Annotated in this window: 16 protein-coding genes, 1 tRNA gene and 1 pseudogene; 6 read left to right on the top strand and 12 right to left on the bottom strand. The window is 34.7% G+C overall.

What is annotated here, in order from left to right:
* Positions 1-37: 37 nt before the first annotated feature.
* The gene (locus LOK78_RS13920; protein ID WP_232635304.1) at positions 38-1597 is read left to right on the top strand and encodes a M28 family peptidase; all 1560 of its coding nucleotides are present in this window, start codon (positions 38-40) and stop codon (positions 1595-1597) included.
* 100 nt (positions 1598-1697) lie between these two features.
* Here the strand turns inward: LOK78_RS13920 and LOK78_RS16815 are convergent.
* From LOK78_RS16815 to LOK78_RS13895, 6 genes and pseudogenes are all read right to left on the bottom strand, one after another.
* Positions 1698-1907, bottom strand: a pseudogene (locus LOK78_RS16815) (GIY-YIG nuclease family protein); the annotation flags it as partial.
* 120 nt (positions 1908-2027) lie between these two features.
* Positions 2028-2103 (bottom strand) — tRNA-His (locus LOK78_RS13915).
* Between the two features lie 64 nt (positions 2104-2167).
* Entirely contained in the window at positions 2168-2890 is a 723-nt protein-coding gene (gene bshB1, locus LOK78_RS13910) for a bacillithiol biosynthesis deacetylase BshB1 (RefSeq protein ID WP_232635303.1), read from the bottom strand.
* A gap of 9 nt (positions 2891-2899) precedes the next feature.
* Positions 2900-4048 carry a trans-sulfuration enzyme family protein gene (locus LOK78_RS13905; protein WP_232635302.1) on the bottom strand — a complete coding sequence of 383 codons (1149 nt, stop codon included), beginning with the start codon at positions 4046-4048 and terminating at the stop codon, positions 2900-2902.
* A gap of 6 nt (positions 4049-4054) precedes the next feature.
* Positions 4055-5005 carry a phosphoribosylaminoimidazolesuccinocarboxamide synthase gene (locus tag LOK78_RS13900; protein ID WP_232395548.1) on the bottom strand — a complete coding sequence of 317 codons (951 nt, stop codon included), beginning with the start codon at positions 5003-5005 and terminating at the stop codon, positions 4055-4057.
* Positions 5005-5958, bottom strand: a complete 954-nt coding sequence (locus tag LOK78_RS13895; protein WP_053971978.1) for a PhoH family protein — start codon at positions 5956-5958, stop codon at positions 5005-5007. Before LOK78_RS13895 ends, LOK78_RS13900 begins: the two co-directional genes overlap by 1 nt.
* Before the next feature lie 110 nt (positions 5959-6068).
* On the opposite strand from LOK78_RS13895, the gene LOK78_RS13890 reads away from it, so the two are divergent.
* The 4 genes from LOK78_RS13890 to dnaN all read left to right on the top strand — a co-directional run bounded on the left by LOK78_RS13890 (position 6069) and on the right by dnaN (position 10802).
* A complete protein-coding gene (locus tag LOK78_RS13890; protein ID WP_166958811.1) occupies positions 6069-6905 on the top strand; it encodes an SAM hydrolase/SAM-dependent halogenase family protein in 837 nt (278 codons plus the stop codon).
* Between the two features lie 2 nt (positions 6906-6907).
* Positions 6908-7204, top strand: coding sequence for a putative quinol monooxygenase (locus tag LOK78_RS13885; protein ID WP_232395547.1), 297 nt, complete (start codon positions 6908-6910; stop codon positions 7202-7204).
* Between the two features lie 15 nt (positions 7205-7219).
* Complete coding sequence (gldG, locus tag LOK78_RS13880) at positions 7220-9598, top strand: gliding motility-associated ABC transporter substrate-binding protein GldG (protein WP_232635301.1); 2379 nt, start codon at positions 7220-7222, stop codon at positions 9596-9598.
* 85 nt (positions 9599-9683) lie between these two features.
* Complete coding sequence (gene dnaN, locus LOK78_RS13875) at positions 9684-10802, top strand: DNA polymerase III subunit beta (protein WP_053971974.1); 1119 nt, start codon at positions 9684-9686, stop codon at positions 10800-10802.
* 75 nt (positions 10803-10877) lie between these two features.
* On the opposite strand, the gene LOK78_RS13870 is transcribed toward dnaN, so the two are convergent.
* The 6 genes from LOK78_RS13870 to LOK78_RS13845 form a co-directional block, all read right to left on the bottom strand.
* Positions 10878-13415 (bottom strand): T9SS type A sorting domain-containing protein, encoded by a 2538-nt coding sequence (locus tag LOK78_RS13870; protein WP_232635300.1) that lies wholly within the window; start codon positions 13413-13415, stop codon positions 10878-10880.
* 103 nt (positions 13416-13518) lie between these two features.
* A complete protein-coding gene (locus LOK78_RS13865; protein ID WP_232635299.1) occupies positions 13519-14271 on the bottom strand; it encodes a LytR/AlgR family response regulator transcription factor in 753 nt (250 codons plus the stop codon).
* Between the two features lie 3 nt (positions 14272-14274).
* A complete protein-coding gene (locus tag LOK78_RS13860) occupies positions 14275-17106 on the bottom strand; it encodes a sensor histidine kinase (RefSeq protein ID WP_232635298.1) in 2832 nt (943 codons plus the stop codon).
* A gap of 206 nt (positions 17107-17312) precedes the next feature.
* Complete coding sequence (locus LOK78_RS13855; protein WP_232395542.1) at positions 17313-17651, bottom strand: DUF4870 domain-containing protein; 339 nt, start codon at positions 17649-17651, stop codon at positions 17313-17315.
* 95 nt (positions 17652-17746) lie between these two features.
* Complete coding sequence (locus tag LOK78_RS13850) at positions 17747-18382, bottom strand: DUF2202 domain-containing protein (RefSeq protein WP_232635297.1); 636 nt, start codon at positions 18380-18382, stop codon at positions 17747-17749.
* A 71-nt stretch (positions 18383-18453) separates the two neighbouring features.
* Positions 18454-20478: an adenylate/guanylate cyclase domain-containing protein gene (locus tag LOK78_RS13845; protein ID WP_232635296.1), complete on the bottom strand. Its 2025-nt coding sequence runs from the start codon at positions 20476-20478 to the stop codon at positions 18454-18456.
* Between the two features lie 123 nt (positions 20479-20601).
* Here LOK78_RS13845 and LOK78_RS13840 point away from each other — a divergent pair, with 123 nt between their 5' ends.
* Positions 20602-22440: a sigma 54-interacting transcriptional regulator gene (locus LOK78_RS13840; protein ID WP_232635295.1), complete on the top strand. Its 1839-nt coding sequence runs from the start codon at positions 20602-20604 to the stop codon at positions 22438-22440.
* The last annotated feature ends 107 nt before the right edge of the window (positions 22441-22547 follow it).

Here is a 22547-nt window from a genome sequence, read left to right as displayed (position 1 = left end):
TGCTTACATTTGTTTTCTACACATTAAAATTCATTTCATGAGAAAACTAATACTCTCTATTTTAGTAGCACAGCTCTTTTGGGCTTGTGGTTCACAAAAAACAAATACCAGTAGCTCAGAACCTTCGGTACCGTTAGCAGATGAAACTACTTATGCTGCCACTATTACATCTCAAGAACTAAAGGATCATTTATACACCTATGCTTCAGATGAATTTGAAGGAAGGGAAACTGGTGCTCCAGGACAAAAGATGGCAGTTAATTACATTCGTGAGGAATACAAAAAACTGGGAATTAAGGGTGGAATGCCTGATGGCACCTATTTCCAAGAAGTTCCCTTGGAAGTTTTGGACACCCCAGAGGTCAACCTAACCATTAACGGTCAAGAGTTCAAAATTACAGATAACTTTATTTCTCTTTCAAGTGCCATGGACGGTTCTTTGAATGCCAATGAGGTGGTTTTTGCAGGATACGGAATTGAGGATTCCAATTACTCAGATTATTCACAATTAGACGTTAAAGACAAGGTTGTTTTAATCAAATCTGGAGAGCCTAAAACGGAAAACGGAACCTACATCATTTCAGGAGATTCAACGCCTTCAAAATGGTCAAATTTTAGACAGGAGTTTGCGTCTAAAAGAGATCTTGCCAAAGAAAAAGGGGCTAAATGTGTTTTCTATTACAACCCTCAGCTTTATGAAATGGCAAAAGGTCGCTTTGGGAGCAATCGCCGAAAAAGCATGAGCTTAAAGGGGAAATCTGGAGATATGTTTTATTTCATGGTCAATTCTGATTTGGCTCAGGCTATCCTTCCAGAAATTGATCAAGATGAAACTGCTAAAGTTATTCCAGCGAAATTATCTTTAGATTATAAAAATGTTTCAGAGGAATTTAGTTCTGAAAACGTATTGGCTTACATTCCTGGTTCTGAAAAACCAAACGAATTTATTGTCATATCTGCCCACTTGGACCATGAGGGGATTAAGGACGGAAAAGTTTACAATGGTGCAGATGATGATGGTTCTGGTACCGTGGCCGTTTTAGAAATTGCTGAAGCATTTCAAACTGCTGTAAAAAATGGACAAGGCCCTAAGCGATCCATTCTATTTTTAAATGTTACCGGTGAAGAAAAAGGACTTTTAGGCTCCCGTTATTATACAGATTTTGATCCTGTTTATCCATTGGCAAATACCGTTGCTAACCTGAACATCGATATGATTGGTCGTGTAGATCCCAAACACGATGAGACGGATGGTAATTATGTCTATTTAATTGGTAGTGATAAATTGAGTACAGAATTACATAACATTTCAGAAGAAGTGAACAAAAAATATTTAAATATTGCTTTTGACTACACTTTCAATGATGATAATGATCCGAATAGATTTTATTACAGAAGTGACCATTATAACTTTGCAAAAAACAACATTCCAGTCATTTTCTATTTTAACGGAACTCATGAGGATTACCACCAGCCTTCTGACACTCCAGATAAAATCAGATATGACTTATTGGAAAAAAGAACACGTTTAGTATTCTATACCGCTTGGGAAATAGCCAATAGACCAAATAGGATTGTTGTCGACAAAGCAGAATAGCAATCTTACATCACCAAACAAAAGAAGCCTTTCAGAAAACTGAAAGGCTTTTATTTTGGGTGGAAGATCGGTTGTAGACGCTACAGTCTGCATCAAGACATCAACTCTGTTGATTGTCTTGGCTCGAACCTTGGTACTTTGTAATAAAACTTTCTAATCGCAGTCTATTTAGATTTTTTAGCTTTCTTTCCAACAACATTGCTTCAGATCTGGTTGGTTTCTTAATGACCAGTATCAATTTCCAAGGAACACCCTTAGAGGTGAACTTTTCATAGCCCTGATTATGACGCCACAAACGCTCTTCCATATTTGAAGTATAACCTTAATAATAACTATCTAACTTTTCAGAATATAATATATAAACACTATACATGGTAGAAACTTGTATAAACAAAAGAAGCCTTTCAGAAAACTGAAAGGCTTTTATTTTGGGTGGAAGATCGGTCTCGAACCGACGACCTCCTGAACCACAATCAGGCGCTCTAACCAACTGAGCTACAACCACCATTTTAATTGGATTGCAAATGTATATTATTTCCTTTTTTCTGCAAAGACTTTTTTTAAAAAAATTTACTTTAAATCAAACAAACTATCTACCGCTGGATATCTTTCTACCGTAAAGCCTTCGCCGTATTCCACACCAATCAATCTACCTAAATCCCTCGCTCTGTATATGATACTATCTGTGAAGTTCTTGCTTGAGATAGGAGTTTCTGGTTCCTCACTATTTGGATCATAAAACTGAGTTTTATAGGCCAACACCGACTCCATTTTTTGATTGACAAATCCACTTACATCTACTACAATATCTGGCTCCAAATTTTTCCATTGAACGTAGTGATACACCTGCTTAGGCCTCCAGGGTTCTTGCCATTCTTCTGAGTCCTCTATTTTGGTATCTATTTTTCTTAAACCACTTAAAAAACACGCATCACTTACTAACTTACTTCCTTTACCATGATCAATATGTCTATCATCAACAGCATTGCATAAAACCACCTCCGGTTGAAACTTGCGTATCATTTTAATAAGCTCTAATTGATGCCATTTATCATTTACAAAAAATCCATCGGCAAACTCCATGTTGATTCGTAAGGGCACTCCTAAAACATTAGCAGCATCTTGGGCTTCAGAATCTCTGGTTTCGGCAGTTCCCCTAGTTCCCAATTCGCCCCTAGTCAAATCAATAATTCCTACTTTTTTCCCTTTGGAAATTTCTTTTGCAATAGTGGCACCGCACCCCAATTCTACATCATCGGGATGTGCTCCAATAGCAAGGATATCTAATTTCATCTGTTTTTTTTACTTAGAAGCTTCTATAGCTTGTTCTATGTCATTTATTAAATCCGTTTTGGACTCAATGCCTACAGAAAAACGAATTAAACGATCGGTAATGCCAATGGCATCTCTTTCTTCTTGTGAGATAAAAGAATGGGACGTTTCAGCAGGCAACAACATGGTGCTTTCAACACCTGCTAAACTTAAAGATGGTTTAATAATTTTAAGAGCATCAAAAAACCTAGCAACGTCTAAGCCATCTTTTAATTCAAAAGAAATCATGGCTCCATACCCCTTCATTTGACTTTTAGCCAACTCATGTTCTGGATGGCTTTTTAAGCCAGGGTAATAAACTTTCTCGATATTTTCATGAGTGTATAAAAACTTAGCCAATTTTTTGGCATTTCTAGTTTGGGCCTTTACCCTGAGACCTAAAGTTTTCATGCTCCTTTCAAGCATCCACACGGTAAAGTCACTCAGGCATCCACCAAAATTCATCGCTACTCTATGAATGTCTTTCATAATTGTTTCTGTGGAAACAACTGCCCCTGCCATAATATCACTATGACCACCTAAATATTTCGTAGCCGAATGAATTACAATGTCTATACCCAATTTTATGGGATTCTGCAGTACTGGACTAGCAAATGTGTTGTCTATGGAAGTTAAAATCCCCTTCTTTTTCCCCAATTCACCAATACCGCGTACATCCGTGATTGTCAATAAGGGATTGGAAGGTGTTTCAATATGGATTAATTTGGTATTAGGCCGGATGGCTTTTTCAAAATCTTCCACTTGATATCCATCGGTAAAAGTAAATTCAACACCATATCTGGATAAGTCATTTTTAATAAAATTTGCAGTTCCTCCATACAATGTATTTTGTACCACCAAATGATCACCAGACTTCAAAAATGTTAGAAATACAGCACTAATGGCTGCCATACCAGAACCAAAAATGAGTCCAGATTCAGCAAACTCCAAAGCTGCTATTTTCTTGGCCAGATGCTCCTGATTTGGAGTATTGAATGCTCTTGGATACCTTTTTATCTCCTCATTAGACTTATAGGAGGTAGCCATATATAAGGGAGATACTGCTCCTTTAAATTGTTCATCAGGCACTTCACCCGTATGTACGCATGTGGTATTGAATCCAAGATTATTCTCTGACATAGTATTTTATTGGTTTAGGTATTCCAAAACGTTGTGCTCAATTCGATTTGAAATATCACTGAGATCAGCTTTGACAAAGGATTCTCCAGTAATATTTTCATAAAGCTCAATGTAACGCTCGCTTACCGTTTCAATATACTCATCACTCATTTCGGGTACCACTTGTCCTTCCAAACCTTGAAATCCGTTAGAAATTAACCATTGGCGAACAAACTCCTTGGAAAGTTGTTTTTGAGACTCGCCGTTATCCTGTCTTTCTTGGTACCCATCGGCATAAAAATAACGCGAAGAATCTGGGGTGTGAATTTCGTCTATCAACACAATCTTACCCTCTTTGGTTTTTCCAAATTCATACTTGGTATCCACCAATATTAAACCTCTAGATGCCGCTATTTCAGAACCTCTTTGAAACAATTTTCTGGTATAGTCTTCCAAAACCACATAATCAGCTTCAGAAACAATACCTCTTTTTAAAATGTCCTCGCGAGAAATGTCCTCGTCATGGTCTCCTTTTTCTGCCTTGGTTGCAGGCGTAATAATCGGTTCTGGAAACTTGTCATTTTCCTTCATGCCTTCTGGCATAGGTACTCCACAAAGCAATCGCTTGCCTGCTTTATACTCCCTAGCAGCATGACCTGACAAATAACCTCTAATGACCATTTCAACCTTAAATGGTTCACATAAATCTCCAACGGCTACATTGGGATCTGGAGTTGCCACCAACCAATTGGGCACCAAATCTTCGGTAGCCTTCATCATTTTGGTCGCTATTTGATTTAAAATTTGACCTTTATACGGAATGCCCTTTGGCATCACCACATCAAAGGCGCTTAATCTATCTGTAGCAATCATGACTAATTGCTCATCATTAATGTTATAAACTTCCCTTACTTTTCCTTTGTAAACACTTTTCTGTCCAGGAAAGTTAAAATTGGTATCAGTAATTGTCTGACTCATTATTCTCTATTCTCAATATTTTTATAAGCGTCAATAATTTTCTTGACTAGTTTATGACGAATCACGTCCTTGTCATCCAAAAAGACCATACCCACACCTTCCACATTCTTAAGAATCAACAAGGCTTCTTTAAGTCCGGAAATGGTTCTTCTTGGTAAATCGATTTGTCCGGGATCTCCCGTAAGAAGAAACTTGGCGTTTTTACCCATACGGGTTAAAAACATTTTCATTTGATTGTGGGTGGTATTTTGACCTTCATCCAAAATCACAAAGGCATGATCCAATGTTCGTCCACGCATAAAAGCCAATGGTGCAATTTGAATGGTTCCATTCTCTATGTACATTTGAAGCTTTTCAGCTGGTATCATATCCCTAAGAGCATCATACAATGGTTGCATGTATGGATCTAACTTTTCCTTTAAATCTCCTGGTAAGAACCCTAAATTTTCACCTGCCTCTACAGCTGGACGGGTCAAAATGATTCTCTTTACTTGTTTGGCCTTTAAGGCTTGAACTGCCAATGCCACCCCAGTATAGGTCTTACCTGTACCGGCAGGACCAATAGCAAAAACCATATCATTCTTTTGAATGCTTTCAACCAAACGACGTTGATTTACCGTTTGAGCCCTTATAATTCTACCATTTACACCATGAACGATAACTTCACCACTTTGGGCACTCGTTTCATAATCATCCTTACTTTGACTTGTCAAGACACGTTCAATAACATTTTCATCCAGTTTGTTATACTTCACATAGTGCTCCATGAGCATGGTGAATCGTCTGTCAAATTCTTCCAAAAGATCTTCATCCCCATAGGCCTTAATTTTATTGCCTCTAGCGACGATTTTAAGTTTTGGATAGTATTTTTTAAGGAGTTCAATGTGAGCGTTCTGTGCTCCAAAAAATTCTTTTGGAGACATCTCTTCAAGTTCAATAATGATTTCGTTCAAAAGCTAAGAGATTAAATTAAATTTTTTCAGTCAAGATTTATTAGATTTGTCTCTAACAAAACTACACAATTTTAACGTGTATCAAGTTAAAAAAATATCAACAATCTTCTATGGCAATTATCACATTAACGACTGATTTTGGTGAGAAAGATCACTTTGCTGGTGCGATAAAAGGAGCTATTTACAGTGAATTGACAGATGTTAGAATTGTTGATATCTCACACTCGGTTTCTCCATTTAATATTCCCGAGGCGGCTTATATTATTCAAAATGCTTTTAGCAGTTTTCCTAAAGGAACCATTCATATCATTGGTATAGACTCTGAATTACACCCAGAAAACAAGCACATAGCATTAAAACTGGATGGTCATTATTTTATTTGTGCCAATAATGGGATTATGAGTATGATTTGTTCTGAAATTGCCCCAGAAAAAATTGTAGAAATCAACATCCATGATAAAATCACAACAAGTTTTCCTGTTTTGGATGTCTTTGTAAAAGTAGCCTGTCATATTGCACGTGGCGGCACTTTAGAAGTTATTGGAAAGGTCATTGACCATATCAAGCCCATTAAAAACATTCATCCCTATGTGAATGACGAGCAGACCCAAATTATTGGTAGTGTCATTTATGTGGATAATTATGGAAATGTCATAACAAACATTAAACGTAAATTCTTTGAAAACACTCAAAAAGGACGTGATTTTGAGGTTTTTGTGAGGTCCAATAAATTCAAAAAGATTTTCAACAATTATAGCGATATTGTCAATTTTAACATTCCTCCAGAAAAAAGAAATGATGAAGGAAAGGGAATGGCCGTTTTTAATTCCTCTGGTTTTTTGGAAATTGCTGTTTATAAAAGTAATTCGGCTACCTTTGGAAGTGCGTCTTCACTCATGGGATTGAACCTGATGGATACGGTAACGGTTAACTTTAGTAAAACTTAAGTATGTTTGTAAGAATAGTAAAAATGAGTTTTGACCCTTCAAAAACTGATGAGTTCCTAGCTAATTTTGAAAATGTAAAAGATAAGATTAGAGCTTTTGAAGGCTGTGAATTTTTAGAGTTATATAGAGATAAGAACCAACCCAATATCTTTTTTACATACAGTTATTGGGCTACGGATGACTGTCTTGAAACCTATCGAAACTCAGAATTATTCAAAAATGTTTGGGCCCAAACCAAACCGCTTTTTAATGATAAACCTCAAGCTTGGAGTGTGGATAAATTACACTCCTTAAATTAATTCAACATACCAATTATGTTTGCCCTTTTTAGAAAAGAAATCAATTCGTTTTTTGCATCTCCAATAGGTTACTTAGTCATTGCCGTTTTTTTATTACTCAATGGCCTGTTTCTTTGGTTGTTCAAAGGGGAGTTTAATGTTTTGGATAATGGTTTTGCCGACTTATCCTCGTTCTTTTTATTAGCTCCATGGATTCTTTTATTTTTGGTTCCTGCCGTGACCATGAGGTGTTTCTCTGATGAAAAGAAGCAAGGAACCCTAGAGTTGTTACTCACAAAACCCATTTCACATTTACAAATCGTTCTTGGAAAATATTTGGGATCATTTGTACTTATCATTTTGGCACTTATCCCCACACTGCTCTACATTTATACTGTTTATGAATTGGGTCTTCCAACGGGCAACTTAGATATGGGAAGTACCCTTGGCTCATACTTTGGATTGTTGTTTTTGGTAGCTGCCTATACAGCTATAGGAGTATTTTCTTCTACCCTTTCTGAAAATCAAATCGTGTCTTTTATCATTGCGGTATTTCTATGTTTTTTCTTTTACATAGGGTTTGAAGGGGTTGCAGAATTTAGCTCCAGTACGTTGATTGAAAAATTTGGTATGAGCTACCATTTTAAGAGTATGGGACGTGGTGTTTTAGATACCCGGGATATTGTCTATTTTCTATTTATTTCTCTTTTATTTATAGCCCTAACAACTCTAAAAATTAATAACCGTCGTATCGGTAAAAATGATTCTAAAGTTTTTATCGTTTTAGGATTGGGATTGGTCGTACTGGTTTTTACACAATCGGTTTACAAACGCTTTGACCTAACTGCTGATCAAAGATACACTTTGAATCCGGCGACGGTAAAAATGATTGAAGAAGTTAATTCACCAGTTGTCATCGACGTTTTTCTGGAAGGAGAAAGTTTTCCTTCTGAATTTAGAAGGTTACAGGATGAAACGAAGCAACTACTAGAAGAATTTGAATCTAAAAATGGGTTAATTACTTTTAATTTTATCAACCCCATCGAAGACGAAAAAAATCGTCAAAATAACATCCAACAATTGAATGCTCGGGGTATGACCCCAATGCAACTGTCAGTTGAAGAACAAGGCAAAAGCAGTTATGAAGTTGTTTTTCCGTGGGCGCTTGCTAGTTATAATGAAGAAACGGTGATTATCCCATTGATTAAGAATAAAATGGGCGCTACCCAACAAGACTTAGTCACCAATTCTGTACAACATTTAGAGTATGGCTTTGCAGATGGTCTTAACAAGCTGATTCATCCAAAAAGTAAAAAAATTGCTATCCTAAAAGGGAATGGACAATTAGGTGATGGTTATATTTTTGACTTTGTTAAAACCATTAAAGACTATTACTACATCGCCCCGTTTACTTTAGATAGCGTGAGCCGGAATCCGGAGAAAACTCTGCGTGATCTCAAAAATTATGATCTTATTATTTCGGCTAAACCCATTGAGCCTTTTACAGAGGAAGAGAAGTTTGTATTGGATCAATACACCATGAATGGGGGTAAAAGTCTTTGGATGTTTGATGCTGTGAATATGGAAATGGATAGCCTCTTCCAAACAGGAAAAGGATATGCAATTCAAAGGGACTTAAACATGACCGATTTCTTTTTTAAATATGGTGTGAGGGTGAATCCAGATTTGGTTAATGACCTCTACTCTGCTCCTATTTTATTGGCAACAGGTGAAGGCAGTGAAGCTCGTTTTCAACCTTTCCCTTGGTTCTATTCTCCTTTGGTTGATCCAGAAAACCATCATCCTATTGTGAAGAACATTAATCGGGTGAAATTTGATTTTGCGAGTCCTATAGACACTCTTAAGAACGACATTCACAAGACCATTCTTTTAAAAAGTTCTATATTATCCAAATTGGATGGTGTTCCTAGGGAAATTGATTTAAGTATGACCACCGAAGAACCGGACCCTAAAATGTACACCAAACCGAATCTAAATTTGGCTGTACTTTTAGAGGGTTCATTCACTTCCGTATACAACAATAGAATCAAGCCATTTGATTTAAAACATAGTCAAGACAAAGGTGTATCTTCAAAAATGATCATTGTTGGAGATGGTGATATCATTAAAAATGATTTGGGTAAAAATGGCCCTTTGGAATTAGGCTTTGATAGAAGCTCTGGCCAACTTTATGGCAACAAAGAATTCCTTTTGAATTGCGTGAATTATCTTCTAGATGACAGCGGACTTATAAACATTCGATCCAAAGATATCAAAATGGCCTTTTTGGACATGAATAAGGTAAGTGAAGAAAAAACAAAGTGGCAACTTATAAACATTGTGTGTCCGCTCGTTCTGTTAGGCATCTTTGGTATGGTGTTTAATTACCTTAGAAAGAAAAAGTACGCAGCCTAAATGTTAATAAGTTTGTTTCCGATATTAGGAGCAATCAAATATATTTGTAGATAGTAATTAAACGAACTTTAAGGATTCTGAATACATGAAATTTATAGTATCAAGCACCTATTTACTTAAGCAACTGCAAGTACTTGGTGGTGTTATCAATAATTCCAACACCTTACCTATTTTAGATAATTTTCTTTTTGAATTGAATGAAACAGAATTGACTATTTCTGCCAGTGATTTGGAGACCACCATGTCAGCCAAATTGGAAGTAGAAAGTGATAGTTCTGGTAGTATTGCAGTTGGAGCCAGAATGTTATTGGATACTTTAAAAACATTTCCAGAGCAGCCTTTGACCTTTGTTGTTGAAGATAACAATACGGTAGAAATCAGTTCCAATCATGGAAAATATACTTTGGCTTATGCCGATGGGAACGAGTTCCCGAATGCGGTTACCTTAGAGGATTCTCAATCCACATTAGTTTCTGCCGATATATTGGCTACTGCTATCAGTAAAACTATTTTTGCCGCTGGTAATGACGATTTGAGACCAGTAATGAGTGGTGTTTTCTTTCAATTTTCAACAGAAGGATTAACTTTTGTAGCAACTGATGCTCATAAACTGGTTAAATACTCTAGAGAAGATGTACAGGCGGGTCAAACGACCGAGTTCATTATGCCCAAGAAACCTTTAAACCTTTTGAAGGGAATACTGGCCACTAGTGATGAAAACGTCAATATTGAATATAACGATTCCAATGCTAAGTTTTCTTTTGACAATGTGGAATTGGTTTGTCGTTTGATTGATGGAAAATATCCTAATTATGAAGCGGTCATCCCTAAAGAAAACCCAAACAAATTAGTAATTGATAGAACTCAATTTTTAAACTCGGTTCGTCGTGTGAGTATCTTCTCAAACAAAACAACCCATCAAATTCGTTTAAAAATTGCTGGTGCCGAATTAAATATTTCTGCAGAAGATATCGATTACAGCAATAAAGCCGAAGAGCGCTTGACCTGTGATTACCAAGGAGACGACATGCAAATTGGTTTCAACTCTCGATTCCTTACTGAAATGTTGAATAACCTAAGCTCAGACGATGTACAGTTAGAAATGAGTTTGCCAAATCGCGCTGGAATTTTAACTCCAGTAGATGGACTTGATGAAGGGGAATATGTAACCATGTTGGTAATGCCAGTAATGTTGAATAGCTAGAAAACATTTGTTTTTTAATATAAAAAGCCCACTTAAATTAAGTGGGCTTTTCTTTTCCAAATAAATTTATATTTCCTAATTCTTAAGAAACTTTTTGGTCATAATACCTTCAGTGGTTTTAATTTGAATGAGATATAACCCTGTAAATAATTGAGATACATTAACTCCATTGCTAATATCACTATCCTGTTTTATTAACTGACCACTAAGATTATATATAGTAACACTTTCAATTCGTTCTGTAGAAGTAATAAACAGTGTGTTGTTTACTGGATTTGGGTATAGTTTCACTTCATTTGTATTTATAATATTATCCTCTAAACTTAATGTAGAATTGTATTCATAAGCTCCTAAATCAATCGTACCGTTGAAAATTCTATCATTCCCTGATAAATCTAGATTACCAAATAAAACTGCATCATAAAATGTGTTATCTCCTTGATCTACTAAGTAATTTGAAGCTGATGTTGGTTTGTAATCGCTATCTAGATTCAAATTGTCATTTACAGGATCTAAAGTCGTCACATTGGTGACATTAAATGTTCCATAAGTTCCTGCATTATTAGGTACAGTTGCAATGGAATTTGTTATAACAACATCAAAATTAGTTTCTGTCCCATTGGAAACATCTCTTGTTGCAGCTGTTCCATTAATCGTGTTTTGCCAAAAAATAGAATTATTTATATTAAGGTTTAAACTTGCATTTCCTGATGCCATAATTACATTACCATAAGTCGAATTATTGGTGTTGTTAAGAAACGTACTGTTGGTGATAACCACATCTAAAGTATTACCATTATTCCAGTCTGATCGCAAAACATCCAATGCTGCAATATTAGTATCGTTATTTGCAACCAAAACATTAGCCCATCTTGTAAAAATGTAACCATTAGTACTATCTGACTGCAAGTAAATTAAACCAAAATTAACCGAAGTATTATTAACGAACTTATTGTTTTCTAAAAATAAACCACCACTTAGTTTTCGCATTTTTAATAAATATCCGTTTGAATAATTATATCTGAATACCGAGTTCTTAATTTTTAAGTTGGTGATATCTGCACTATTAGGAATATAAATCACACCATTTTCATTGACACCTCCCGCAGCCGATACATCGTAAATATTCTCAAAAATAATTCCATCAAAAGTCACGTCATTAGCAGTGATTCTAAATAGTCTTTCGGCATTGTCTGTTTTGTTTGATGCAAAATCACCTTCTATATCATCACCATTTATATCGCCTGTAAAAATAGTTGCATTAGTAGTGTGTATTAAAGTCACCTCTCTATCTGCTAAAGTGGTTTCATTTCCTGCAAAACCTCCAATTATATTAATTTCATTGGTAGCTACAGAGATTGGGGTATTAACATCTGTGAGTGTATATTCTCCCTTGGCTACCCATATATCGTCATTAAGACTTGTTGCTGAAAGTGCATCTGAAATATTCGTGTAAGCATCACTCCATGAACTACCATCATTCGCTCCTGTTGCATTTGCATCAACGTAGTATACTGAAGGAATACAATTAACACTATAGCTTGCTTGACTATCTTTGGTCCATCCTACCACATACTGACCACTATTTCCTGGTGGCGTAAATCCGTTGTCAACCTGAATACATGTCAAATTTGGATTTGAATACGCTTTCATGTAGTTGAAATTGCTGTTGTTTCCGTTAGAAATTAACAATGTTTCTAATGAACTATTATTGTAGCAGAAAATTTCTGTGATACTTGTATTTAAACGAATATCTAAACTTGTTAAATTGTTTCCCCCTGCATGTAAGCGGTTTAATGATAAATTGTTACTAACATCAATTGTTTCTAAATTGTTATTTGGAACATCTAAACGTGTTAAATTGGTAAATGCTTCAATTCCGGTTAAGTCTGCAATACCAATACCATTCATAATTAACTCAGTGGTAGCTTGTGCCTCAGCCATTGTAATTTCAGAATCATTATTCACATTGATACTGCTATCATTTACTAAGAAACTTTTAAAATTGGTATCTGGAATATTTACAATTTGATTTAATGCTGCACAATCTTCACTGTAAAATGCAGAACTTCCTTTAGTCCAACCTGCGTTATAAAGACCCGCATCTGAAGGGGGTGTAAAACCAGCATCTATCTGAATACAAGATAAACTATTGCCATAGGCTTTCATCCAAACAAAATTGCCGTTATTTCCGTTAGCTAAATTTAATTCATACAAAACACCATTATTATGACATTGAATGTCTGTAATAAGTGTATTGGCACTAATATCTAGAGTTTCAATTTGATTACTACCACAGTGTAAACGTGTTAATGCAAGGTTATTGCTTACATCTAAAGACGTCAAATTATTACTGTAACAATCTAAACGCGTAATATTTAAAAAGGCTTCTATTCCCGTTAGATCTGAAATTGATAACCCGTTAATTAATAATTCACCTGTAAAAGCTTGTGCTTCAGCGACAGAAATTTCGCTATCGCCATTGGTGTTAATTGAAGTATCTGCTATGAGATATGCTTTAAAATTTGCATCTGGAATGTTTACATTTTGAGCGAAAATTGTAGACACACCCAAACATAAGTAGGTTGTAAATAAGAGTAAAGTTTTTTTCATTGTTGATTGCTTTTTATTGATTTCATGCAACAAAGCAACCAACTTAAACTTGATAAGTACTAAGCTTTTTTCTGAATAGTTCTAATTTCTTTCTGAACTAAAACTACATGAAAGTTTCCTTGACAACTTCTAAAAACTGATCGCGTTTTGACTTAGAAATTGGAATACGTTTTTGATTACTCATCAATAGATAGTCACCGTCATCTTTTACTAATTCTTCAACATATTTTAAGTTGATAAAATAGGAACGATGACACTTAAAAAACATAGCGTTTTTAGATAATTGCTCTACAAAATGTTTTAACGGCTTACAAATGGTTTTTTGTTTTCCTTCCACCAATTGCACATTGGTGTACATACCATCTGCTTCAAAATAAACAATGTCATTATGTGAAGTAAAAAGGATGCCTTTAGGAATTTCTAAAGCAATTTTATCCATTGATAGCTGCCTTAAAGAGTTACGCAACTTATTTAATTGACCGCTTAAATTATTAGCCTCTATGGCTTCTTTCGCTTTTGCAACAGCTTCTTTAAGCTCTGTAATATCTACTGGTTTGAGTAAATAATCTACTGCCGAAAGTTTAAAAGCTTCTATAGCGTATTGATTATATGCCGTAACAAAAATGATTTTAAAATCTATCTGATTAGGGAAATATTCTAATATATCTAAACCTGATTGGTTTGGCATTTCAATGTCTAAAAATACGATATCTGGATGCTCTGTTTTAATTAAATCCACACCCGATTTTAAATCTGACGCTTCATAGATCTCTTCTATACTTGGACAATGTTCTGTTATTAAGTTAGACAATAAATGTCTTGCGCGCTTTTCGTCGTCAATAATTATAGCCTTCATAATTTATTGTATTGGCATGGTGATTACCACTTTTGTACCAGTTGGTTGTTGAGTAGAATTATATAAATCTATAATTTCTATATTAATATTTCGTTTTAATTTGTTTTTGTAAAGCCTTACACGTTCTTCATTTGCTTTGGTAGCAAAGGGCTTGTGTGGTTTATCACTTCGTTTTAAGGCTTCAGATTGCTGTCTTCCAATTCCGTTATCTTCTACAGTAATTACAAGCGTGTTTTCATTGGTTGCTTTAGCTTCAACCCTTAATAATCGTTCACCAGATTTGTGTAGAAGTCCATGTTTCAATGCGTTTTCCACATAAGGTTGAATAAATAACGACGGAACTTTTATGTGATTAGTATTTAAATTTTCATCTACATTTAAACTATACTTTAGCTCGTCTTCAAATCTAACTTTCTCTAATTCTAAATACAGTTTTAAGGCATTTAGTTCTTCTTCTAAAGTAATTTCGTTTTGTTGACTATAATCCAAATACATTCTGATCAATCTGCTGAACTTTACTAAATATGAACTTGCCAACTCCTTTTCATTGGAAATAATATAATCTTGAATGGAATTTAAAGCGTTGAAAATAAAATGCGGATTCATTTGAGATCGCAGATTTTCTAATCTCAAATTGGTTATTTTTTTGTCGATTAATATTTTATCTATTTCGGTAATTCGTTGTGCTTCTTTTTGTCTAAGTCGCCATCTAAAATATAACCAAATCAACCCTACTACAACCAATAAAACAAGTGCATAAAACCAGTATGTTTCCCAAAAAGGTTTGTTGATAATAAAGGTGATTGGACTTGCAAACTGTATGTTTTTACTACCAATATTTTGACCTTGTAGCTCAAAAGTATATTTACCGCTAGACAGACTATTAAATACTACAAAATGTGTGTTAATAGGAACATCTCGCCATGTGGTATCAATAGGTTTTATGCGGTATTTGTAACCAACGTGCTTATTAGATTGAAAGCCATTAGAGTTAAAATCAAACCTTAAATTATTAAAATTATATGGTAAATTATAATTGGTTTTGACTACGGTATCTTTATCATTAATTTTTACAGATTCCATCCACACTTTAGAGGTATTAAAGTCTTTAAAAAGTGTTTCATCCTTCGGCATTAAATAAAATGAATTGGGGAAAGTTGCGACCAAATAATCTTCAAGAATGATGAATTTATCAACCGATAATGTTAAGCCATCTTGCGTATTTAAACTCTTAATTTGATAGGTTTTAGGTTGAAATCTATAAAAACCTTCATCTGTTGAAATCCATAGAAATTCACCATCAGATTTTAGTGTATTTATCTGAACTTGTTTTGGTAAAATATTTTGTTTTGAAATCAATTGATTGTCCTTAAAACACAACAAACCATTGTGTTGTGTAGCAAGCCAAACTTCATTATTAATTTTTGCAATTGAATTAACTAAAACGCTTTCATTTTCTAATTTAATTTCCTTAGAATTAAAATTATTAACATCAAATTCATAAAGACCATCAATGAAAGAAACAAGTAGTTTATCCTTTAAAACTTCAGAGGTTTTCACCCGACTTTCTCTTATAATTCGTGTGGAATCTGTAGTATAAGACTTATTGTAAATTACAGCTTCTTTATAACTGCCGTAAAAGAGGTTTTCTTCATTGATTTTAGAAAATGTTTTAGCTACAGAGTATTTGTTTTTTTGGTCTTTTAAAGTGAATGTATTTAAGTCTACACTATAAGATTCAGAGGCATTAATACTAACAATCACTTGGTTTTGTGATGCATCAAAAAACAAATTACCAATAATCTTAGAGCCTGGTAATTTTAGGGTTTTAAACACTTCTTTATCATCATAAAAAAGCAATTTACCACTATTGGTCCCTAGTAAAAATTGATTATTATTTAATGCACAAGCCGCCGTAATTTTGTCTTTTTTATGGGCTAAGTTTAGACATCTTATATTTAAGTTAGAAGAGACAAAAACACCATTATCTAAGGTAGTAAACCAATAGTTTTTATTGAAATCTACTAATACATCAGTTACAGATTCGTTACTAAATAATTGTTCTTTAAAAATTAATTGATGGTCCTTAAGTTTAAATATAAAAACACCTGAAGTTGTTAAAAACCAATAGTCCTTATCTAATGATATAACATTATAAATGGTTACACCTTCAAGGTTTTTTGGTGTTTTAAGTTTTGTGACTTTCTCAGATTGGGTTGAATAAAAATAGAATTGATTTTTACCTTGTTCTTTATAATTTAAAAGAGCTGATCCTTCAAAGGCATAAACCTTGGGCGACTGCATTCTGTACTTAGAAGTCAGTTCTATTAGTAGTTTTAGTTTATCATCCTTAATTTGATACCAGTTTTGTTTTTCATTTGAGGGTCTTCTATCAGAGTTCATTTTTATAACATACGACAAATCCTCACAGGAGCTCTCACTAACAGTCATGCCGTCAAAAAGCGTGACTACTTTTTTATCTTTTAAATTGATATCATAAATTCCATCTACTGTAAACAATCGAATAGACGTATCCATAATTTCAAAAGGTGATAATTGTCCTTTTACCAGCTCATTTGCATCATAGAAAAGGTTTAGAGAGTCATTTTCAACATAAAATATTTGACCATAGAGGTTGATACACCAAAGCCTCCCTTGGATATCTAATTTTAATTGAAATAATGAATTTACCTTTTGATTGGGGTTTGTAAATTTTTGATAAGCTTTCCCATTATATCTATACAACCCTTTATCTGCTGCGAGCCAGATATAATTATCGTCATCCTCTAAAATATCATAAAACTCTACATCTGGAAGCGCAGAGATGTTTGACATTTTTTGGATTAATGGATCTTGTGCTGAAACACTTAAAACCCAAAGAAAACATAGTATAATATTATATCTTAAACGAAACATTTTAGATGGGCAAACTTAATACTATGTTTCAAAAAAACATTTTGTTTTCTTCTGTAATCCCTTTTTTTCTTTCTGAAAATTGAAAAAGCCCACACTCAGGTGGGCTTTCTTATGAAGTAGTAATTTTAATTTAAAAATTTAATCGTTAATGGATAATTAATTACCTCATTATTGTTGGCCCTAATTGCATTTATAATAGGAAAAGCAATGGAAATCAAGCCTATGATAATAAGCCCTAAAACCCCCAGTCCCAACAATAAAATTAACGGTATACATATAAGCGAATAAATGATAATACTCAATTGAAAATTGATTATTTCCTTGCCCTGTTTATCCATGGCAAATACCTTATCCTTTTGTGTTCCCCATAAAATTAAGGGTACTAGGAGTCCACCAAAGCCTGTCAGGCATGTCAGTAACTGACTTAGATGGGTAACGACTAATAATTGTTTATCTTCTCTCATGATGTTTTTTTTGATTGATTCAATTATAGGTCGTCAAGCTCCTTCAAATGTTACATTTTTAATGTCAAAAATCAAATTATAGACTTTATTTACTCTTATAAACAAGATTGTTGTTCAGAATTCAAAATACTCTCATAAATCTCAGGAGTTAAATAACTTGGAACATAATCTTCCCCTAAATTGGTAATACCAAATACAAAACTTCTCAAATGGTTTTCTGAGCCGCATTGAAGGCTTTCAAAAACGGCAACAATATCTGGGCGTTCCATTTCATCTAAATAATTCTGCAGATCCACAATATCCAAATCCTCAATACCTGCTCCAACATTTAATGCTGAAAGAACATTTTGAGAACCTTGTTCAATCAAGGTATTGTAAAGAAATTGTAGCTCTTGATTATTAAAAGAGCCTACAGGTAAAATCTCATAGGATACATCATATTTATCCAAAAGTGATTTAACAGCATCCATATGTGTTTGTTCACTTTGCTTGATATTCAAAAATTGATTAGTACCCCACAAATTACCCAGGTAGATATAAACATCTCGTGCCAGCTTCTCTTCTTCCAACATAAAAAGAAGTGCTTCCTCTTCAGAATCGGTTAGATTCGCATTGATCAATTGGGGTGTTGCAGTTTCATTGTCGTCATCACTACAAGATGAAAAACCAAACCCCACAGTAAACATAATTGCAACCATTACAATCCATGTTTTTCCAAACAAAGTTTTCATAGTACTTAATATTTATCATAAGGTCGCAAAAAGAAACCAAGGACACAGTATCCCAAGTTACACATGCCGAATTATTCAAGCAATTCATGCTGCTTTAACAAACCGTTGTAACGGGGGTCCTTCTTGATAGAGTCAAAATAATACAAAGAGTGATGATCAAAGAAATTACTTTTGTTTCTTGCCGAGTCCAAATAATAAAAAACACTGTCCTTCACATCCATTCCTGCAAAAACTACTGCTATACGGTGATTGGTCATGCGACCAAACGGAAGCTGTCTAATACTATCTATTACTCGATAAGCTCCTGCTGTGTCCCCAATCTTACCATAACTATAACCTAAGAAACGTAGGTAATTTTGGTCTTTTGCAACCAATTCCCGAAGTGGTTTAATAGCTTTTTTATAATCAGGTTTAGACATATATAATCTCATATACAATCGGTTTATTATAAACGGATCGCTCTCATCATATGTTTCAGAAATATGTTCGATCATTTTTTCAGCCTCCTCAAACAAACCATTGGTCACCAGAGCATTAAAATAGCTTGAAGCCGTTGCAAATGACAGAGGGTCTAAACTATAGGCAATTTTGGTTTGTTCCAATTGTCTTTCAAATTGTTCGGTATAGTAAAAATAAGTGGCATACTGATGTCTAGCTGTAATGTCGTTGGGGGAAAGAAAAATAGCTTTTTCAAATGCCTTTTCTGCTTCTGGATAGTTCTTTTCATGATTAAATAGTAAACCTTTAACCGTATAAATCCGTGCAATTCTATCATTTATTTTTTCTGCCTTCTCCAAAAATTCCTTGGCCTTTTTAGAAGTTTCCTCCGGATCGGCATTGGCATAATAAGACATCAGGAACGTAGAATTGGCTATCTCTGCAAAGGCCTCAGCATAATTGGGATCAAGTGTCAAGGCTTGGTTGTAGTAATCAATACTTTTTTCAATGCTCTCTTTTGTCCGCTTATCTGCCTCCTGCTTTCCTTTTAAGAACAACTGGTAAGCTTCAATGTTTTTGGTAGGAATGATTTTCATTTCAGCCTGTTGTTCGTCGGTGAGACTTAACTGTAATGCTTCGACTATTTCTTCGGAAAGCTGGGATTGAATCAAGAAAATATCTGTCAAAGTTTTGTCATAATCTTCGGCCCAAATAAATTCATCATTCTTGGCATCAATTAATTGGGCTGTTACTCTTATTTGATTTCCTTGCATTCTTATGCTTCCTTCCAAAATAAAAGTCACCCCCAATTCCTCAGCTATTTCGGGAATTGTTTTTTTAGAATCCTTGTACTTCATAACCGAAGTCTTGGAAATTACATGTAGATCATGCAACCTTGAAAGGTTGGTCAGGATATCCTCCGTGATACCATCCCGAAACAAATCTGAGTTTTCCTCCAAACTTAAATTACTGAATGGCAATACGGCTATTGATAACTTATTGGAAGGTTCCTTGGTGGCAAAAAAATAGGCTGCAAATGCCAAAACCAATAAAACCAACAAAACAGAAAGTACCTTTATTTTTCTAGAACTTTTTGAATGGGATATATCTCCTTTGGCTAGTTTCATTTTACTTCGAACCTCCTCAACCGTTGGCACTTTAATAAATTCATTGGAAATAGCAAAAATCGGTGTGGTCCCATCCACATTTTTGAGTTCAAAAGCATCTAAAAAAACCGTTTGTATATGACGGTGGTTTCTAACTTGGTCATGAACCTTATCTGATATTAAAATACTCCCAGGAATGGCCCCCGATTCAATTCTTGAAGCCACATTAACCGCATCGCCTATAATATCATCATTTGATAAAACAATATCCCCAACATGGATTCCAATCCTCACAGGGATGTCCAAATCCAAATAAACTTTTTGAAGTTCAATGGCACAATCAATAGCCTCAACGGTGCTTTTGAAAATACTCAGGGTTCCATCCCCAAAATATTGCACAACGGTTCCATGATATGCCTCCGTGGTACTTTCAAATGCTTTTCTATGTTTTATTCGGAGTTCAATGCCTTCTTCTTCATCTCTATTCATCAAAGAGGTATACCCTTCAATATCGGTAAACATAATAGCCGCCAATTGTCTACTTGAAGACATGAAATTTAGAGTTAAGTTAGTTCTTACTAAGGTAATGAAAATACTTAATGAATTGAATTCCTATTTATTATATAAATGCAGTTGAAAATTATTAATATCTTTAATTATCTATTAGTACAGCAAATGGCTACCAAAATACCTTCAATTTCATTTCTTTCCTCGGTTTCTTTTTTTTCAAAAGTCTCAGAGAATTCTTTAAAGCATTTGGATAGCGTTCTTATCGAAAAGGAGTTCTCTCGAAGGGATATCATTTTCAAAAAGGGAGAGCCCGGAGATGTCATGTATATAATAAGGAAAGGAGAAATTAAAATCCATGATGAGCATCATATATTTCATATAGCACTACCAGGGGATTGTTTGGGTGAATATGCACTGATTGATCAAAAAGAAAGATCGGCCACAGCAACATGCACAGAAGATTCCATCTTGTTATTACTTAAACAAGAGGATTTTTTACACTTGATTCAAACAGATTTGGGATTTTCTAAAGGTGTTTTATCTGTTATGATTGAAAGACATCGGCACTTGGACCAAATGCAAATGGAATTGGCCAAATCCAAACATGATCTAGAGATTTCCAATGCCAAGTTTCAAGGACTTATCAATGGAGCCATGGATGCCATAATCATGATTTCAGAGGATTTCAAAATTCAAATGACCAATCCGTCTGCAAACATCATGATTGAAAATATGGATGCTATTCACAGAAATTTGTTATTCTTTCTAGATGAACCGAGTGCTCAATTTTTAGAAGATGAAATTAACGATGCCAATAATGAGAAAAATAGATTTAAGAAATTTCTCCCCCAACCCATCACTGTTATTGGCTCTAACGAAACTGTGTCAATACATGAGGTGACCTTGAGCAAGATTGAAGATGAAAAGGGACTTTTATACCTCATTATTTTTAGAAATATAGAAGATAAAATTAAGACGGAACATACTATAAAACTTTTAACCAAGAAGACGGAATATCTAGAAGCCGAGTTACAGGAAAAGTCAAACAATCATGGTATTACCGCGAAACATGAAACCATGCTCCAAGTTTTAAGGCAGATAGACCAAGTGGCTACAACAGATGCTACGGTTTTAATTACCGGGGAAACAGGGACTGGAAAAGAGTTGGTAGCCAAAGCCATTCACCAAGCAAGTTTCAGATTTGACAAACCTTTCATTAGGATAAATTGTGGAGCCATACCTTCTAATCTCATAGAAAGTGAACTGTTCGGACATGTTAAAGGGGCCTTTACAGGCGCTTCGACAGACAGAAAGGGTCGGTTTGAACTTGCTCATACTGGCACTTTATTCTTGGACGAAATTGGCGAACTACCACTTGATTTACAGCCCAAACTACTAAGGGTTATTCAAGAAGGTGAATTTGAGCCTTTGGGAAGTTCTAAAACGAATAAAGTGGATGTGCGGATTCTTGCTGCAACCCATAGGGATTTGAGGAAACGGGCTGAGAAAGGCACTTTTAGAGAAGATCTTTTCTATCGTTTAAATGTATTTCCCATTCACATACCCCCTCTTAAAGAAAGAGGCAATGATGTTTGTGACATAGCCAATGACATGGTCGCAAATTTTTGCAAAAAACTAAACAAGCCATTAATACAATTTTCAGAATCCGATATTAATCTTCTTATCTCTTATCAATGGCCGGGAAATGTTCGAGAATTACAAAACTTAATGGAACGAGCCGTTATAATCTCTCAAGAAGGACAAGTTAATCTAAGCTCTATTATTCCTTCAATAGGCCCAAATGAAATCAAATCTGAGGCAATCCCAGACAATCCCATTTGGACAGCTTCTCAATTAACCGACTTTGAAAAGGAGAATATTGTCAAAGCTCTCGAAAAAACCAATTGGAGAATTTCTGGAAAGAATGGTGCAGCAGCACTTCTTCAATTACCACCTACCACCCTCTCCTCAAAAATCAAGGCCTTAAAGATTACAAAACCCTGATTTTAACGATTTTTCGTAATCAACAGTAACGAAATTTCGTTAATTCACGAGATTTCGTAAGTCTTCCTGAATACATAATCTCGTTTACTTAACTGACTTACAAGTAT

The sequence above is a fragment of the Mangrovimonas futianensis genome (assembly GCF_021245805.1).
GTDB lineage: Bacteria > Bacteroidota > Bacteroidia > Flavobacteriales > Flavobacteriaceae > Mangrovimonas > Mangrovimonas futianensis.
This window is presented reverse-complemented; position numbering and strand designations above follow the sequence as displayed.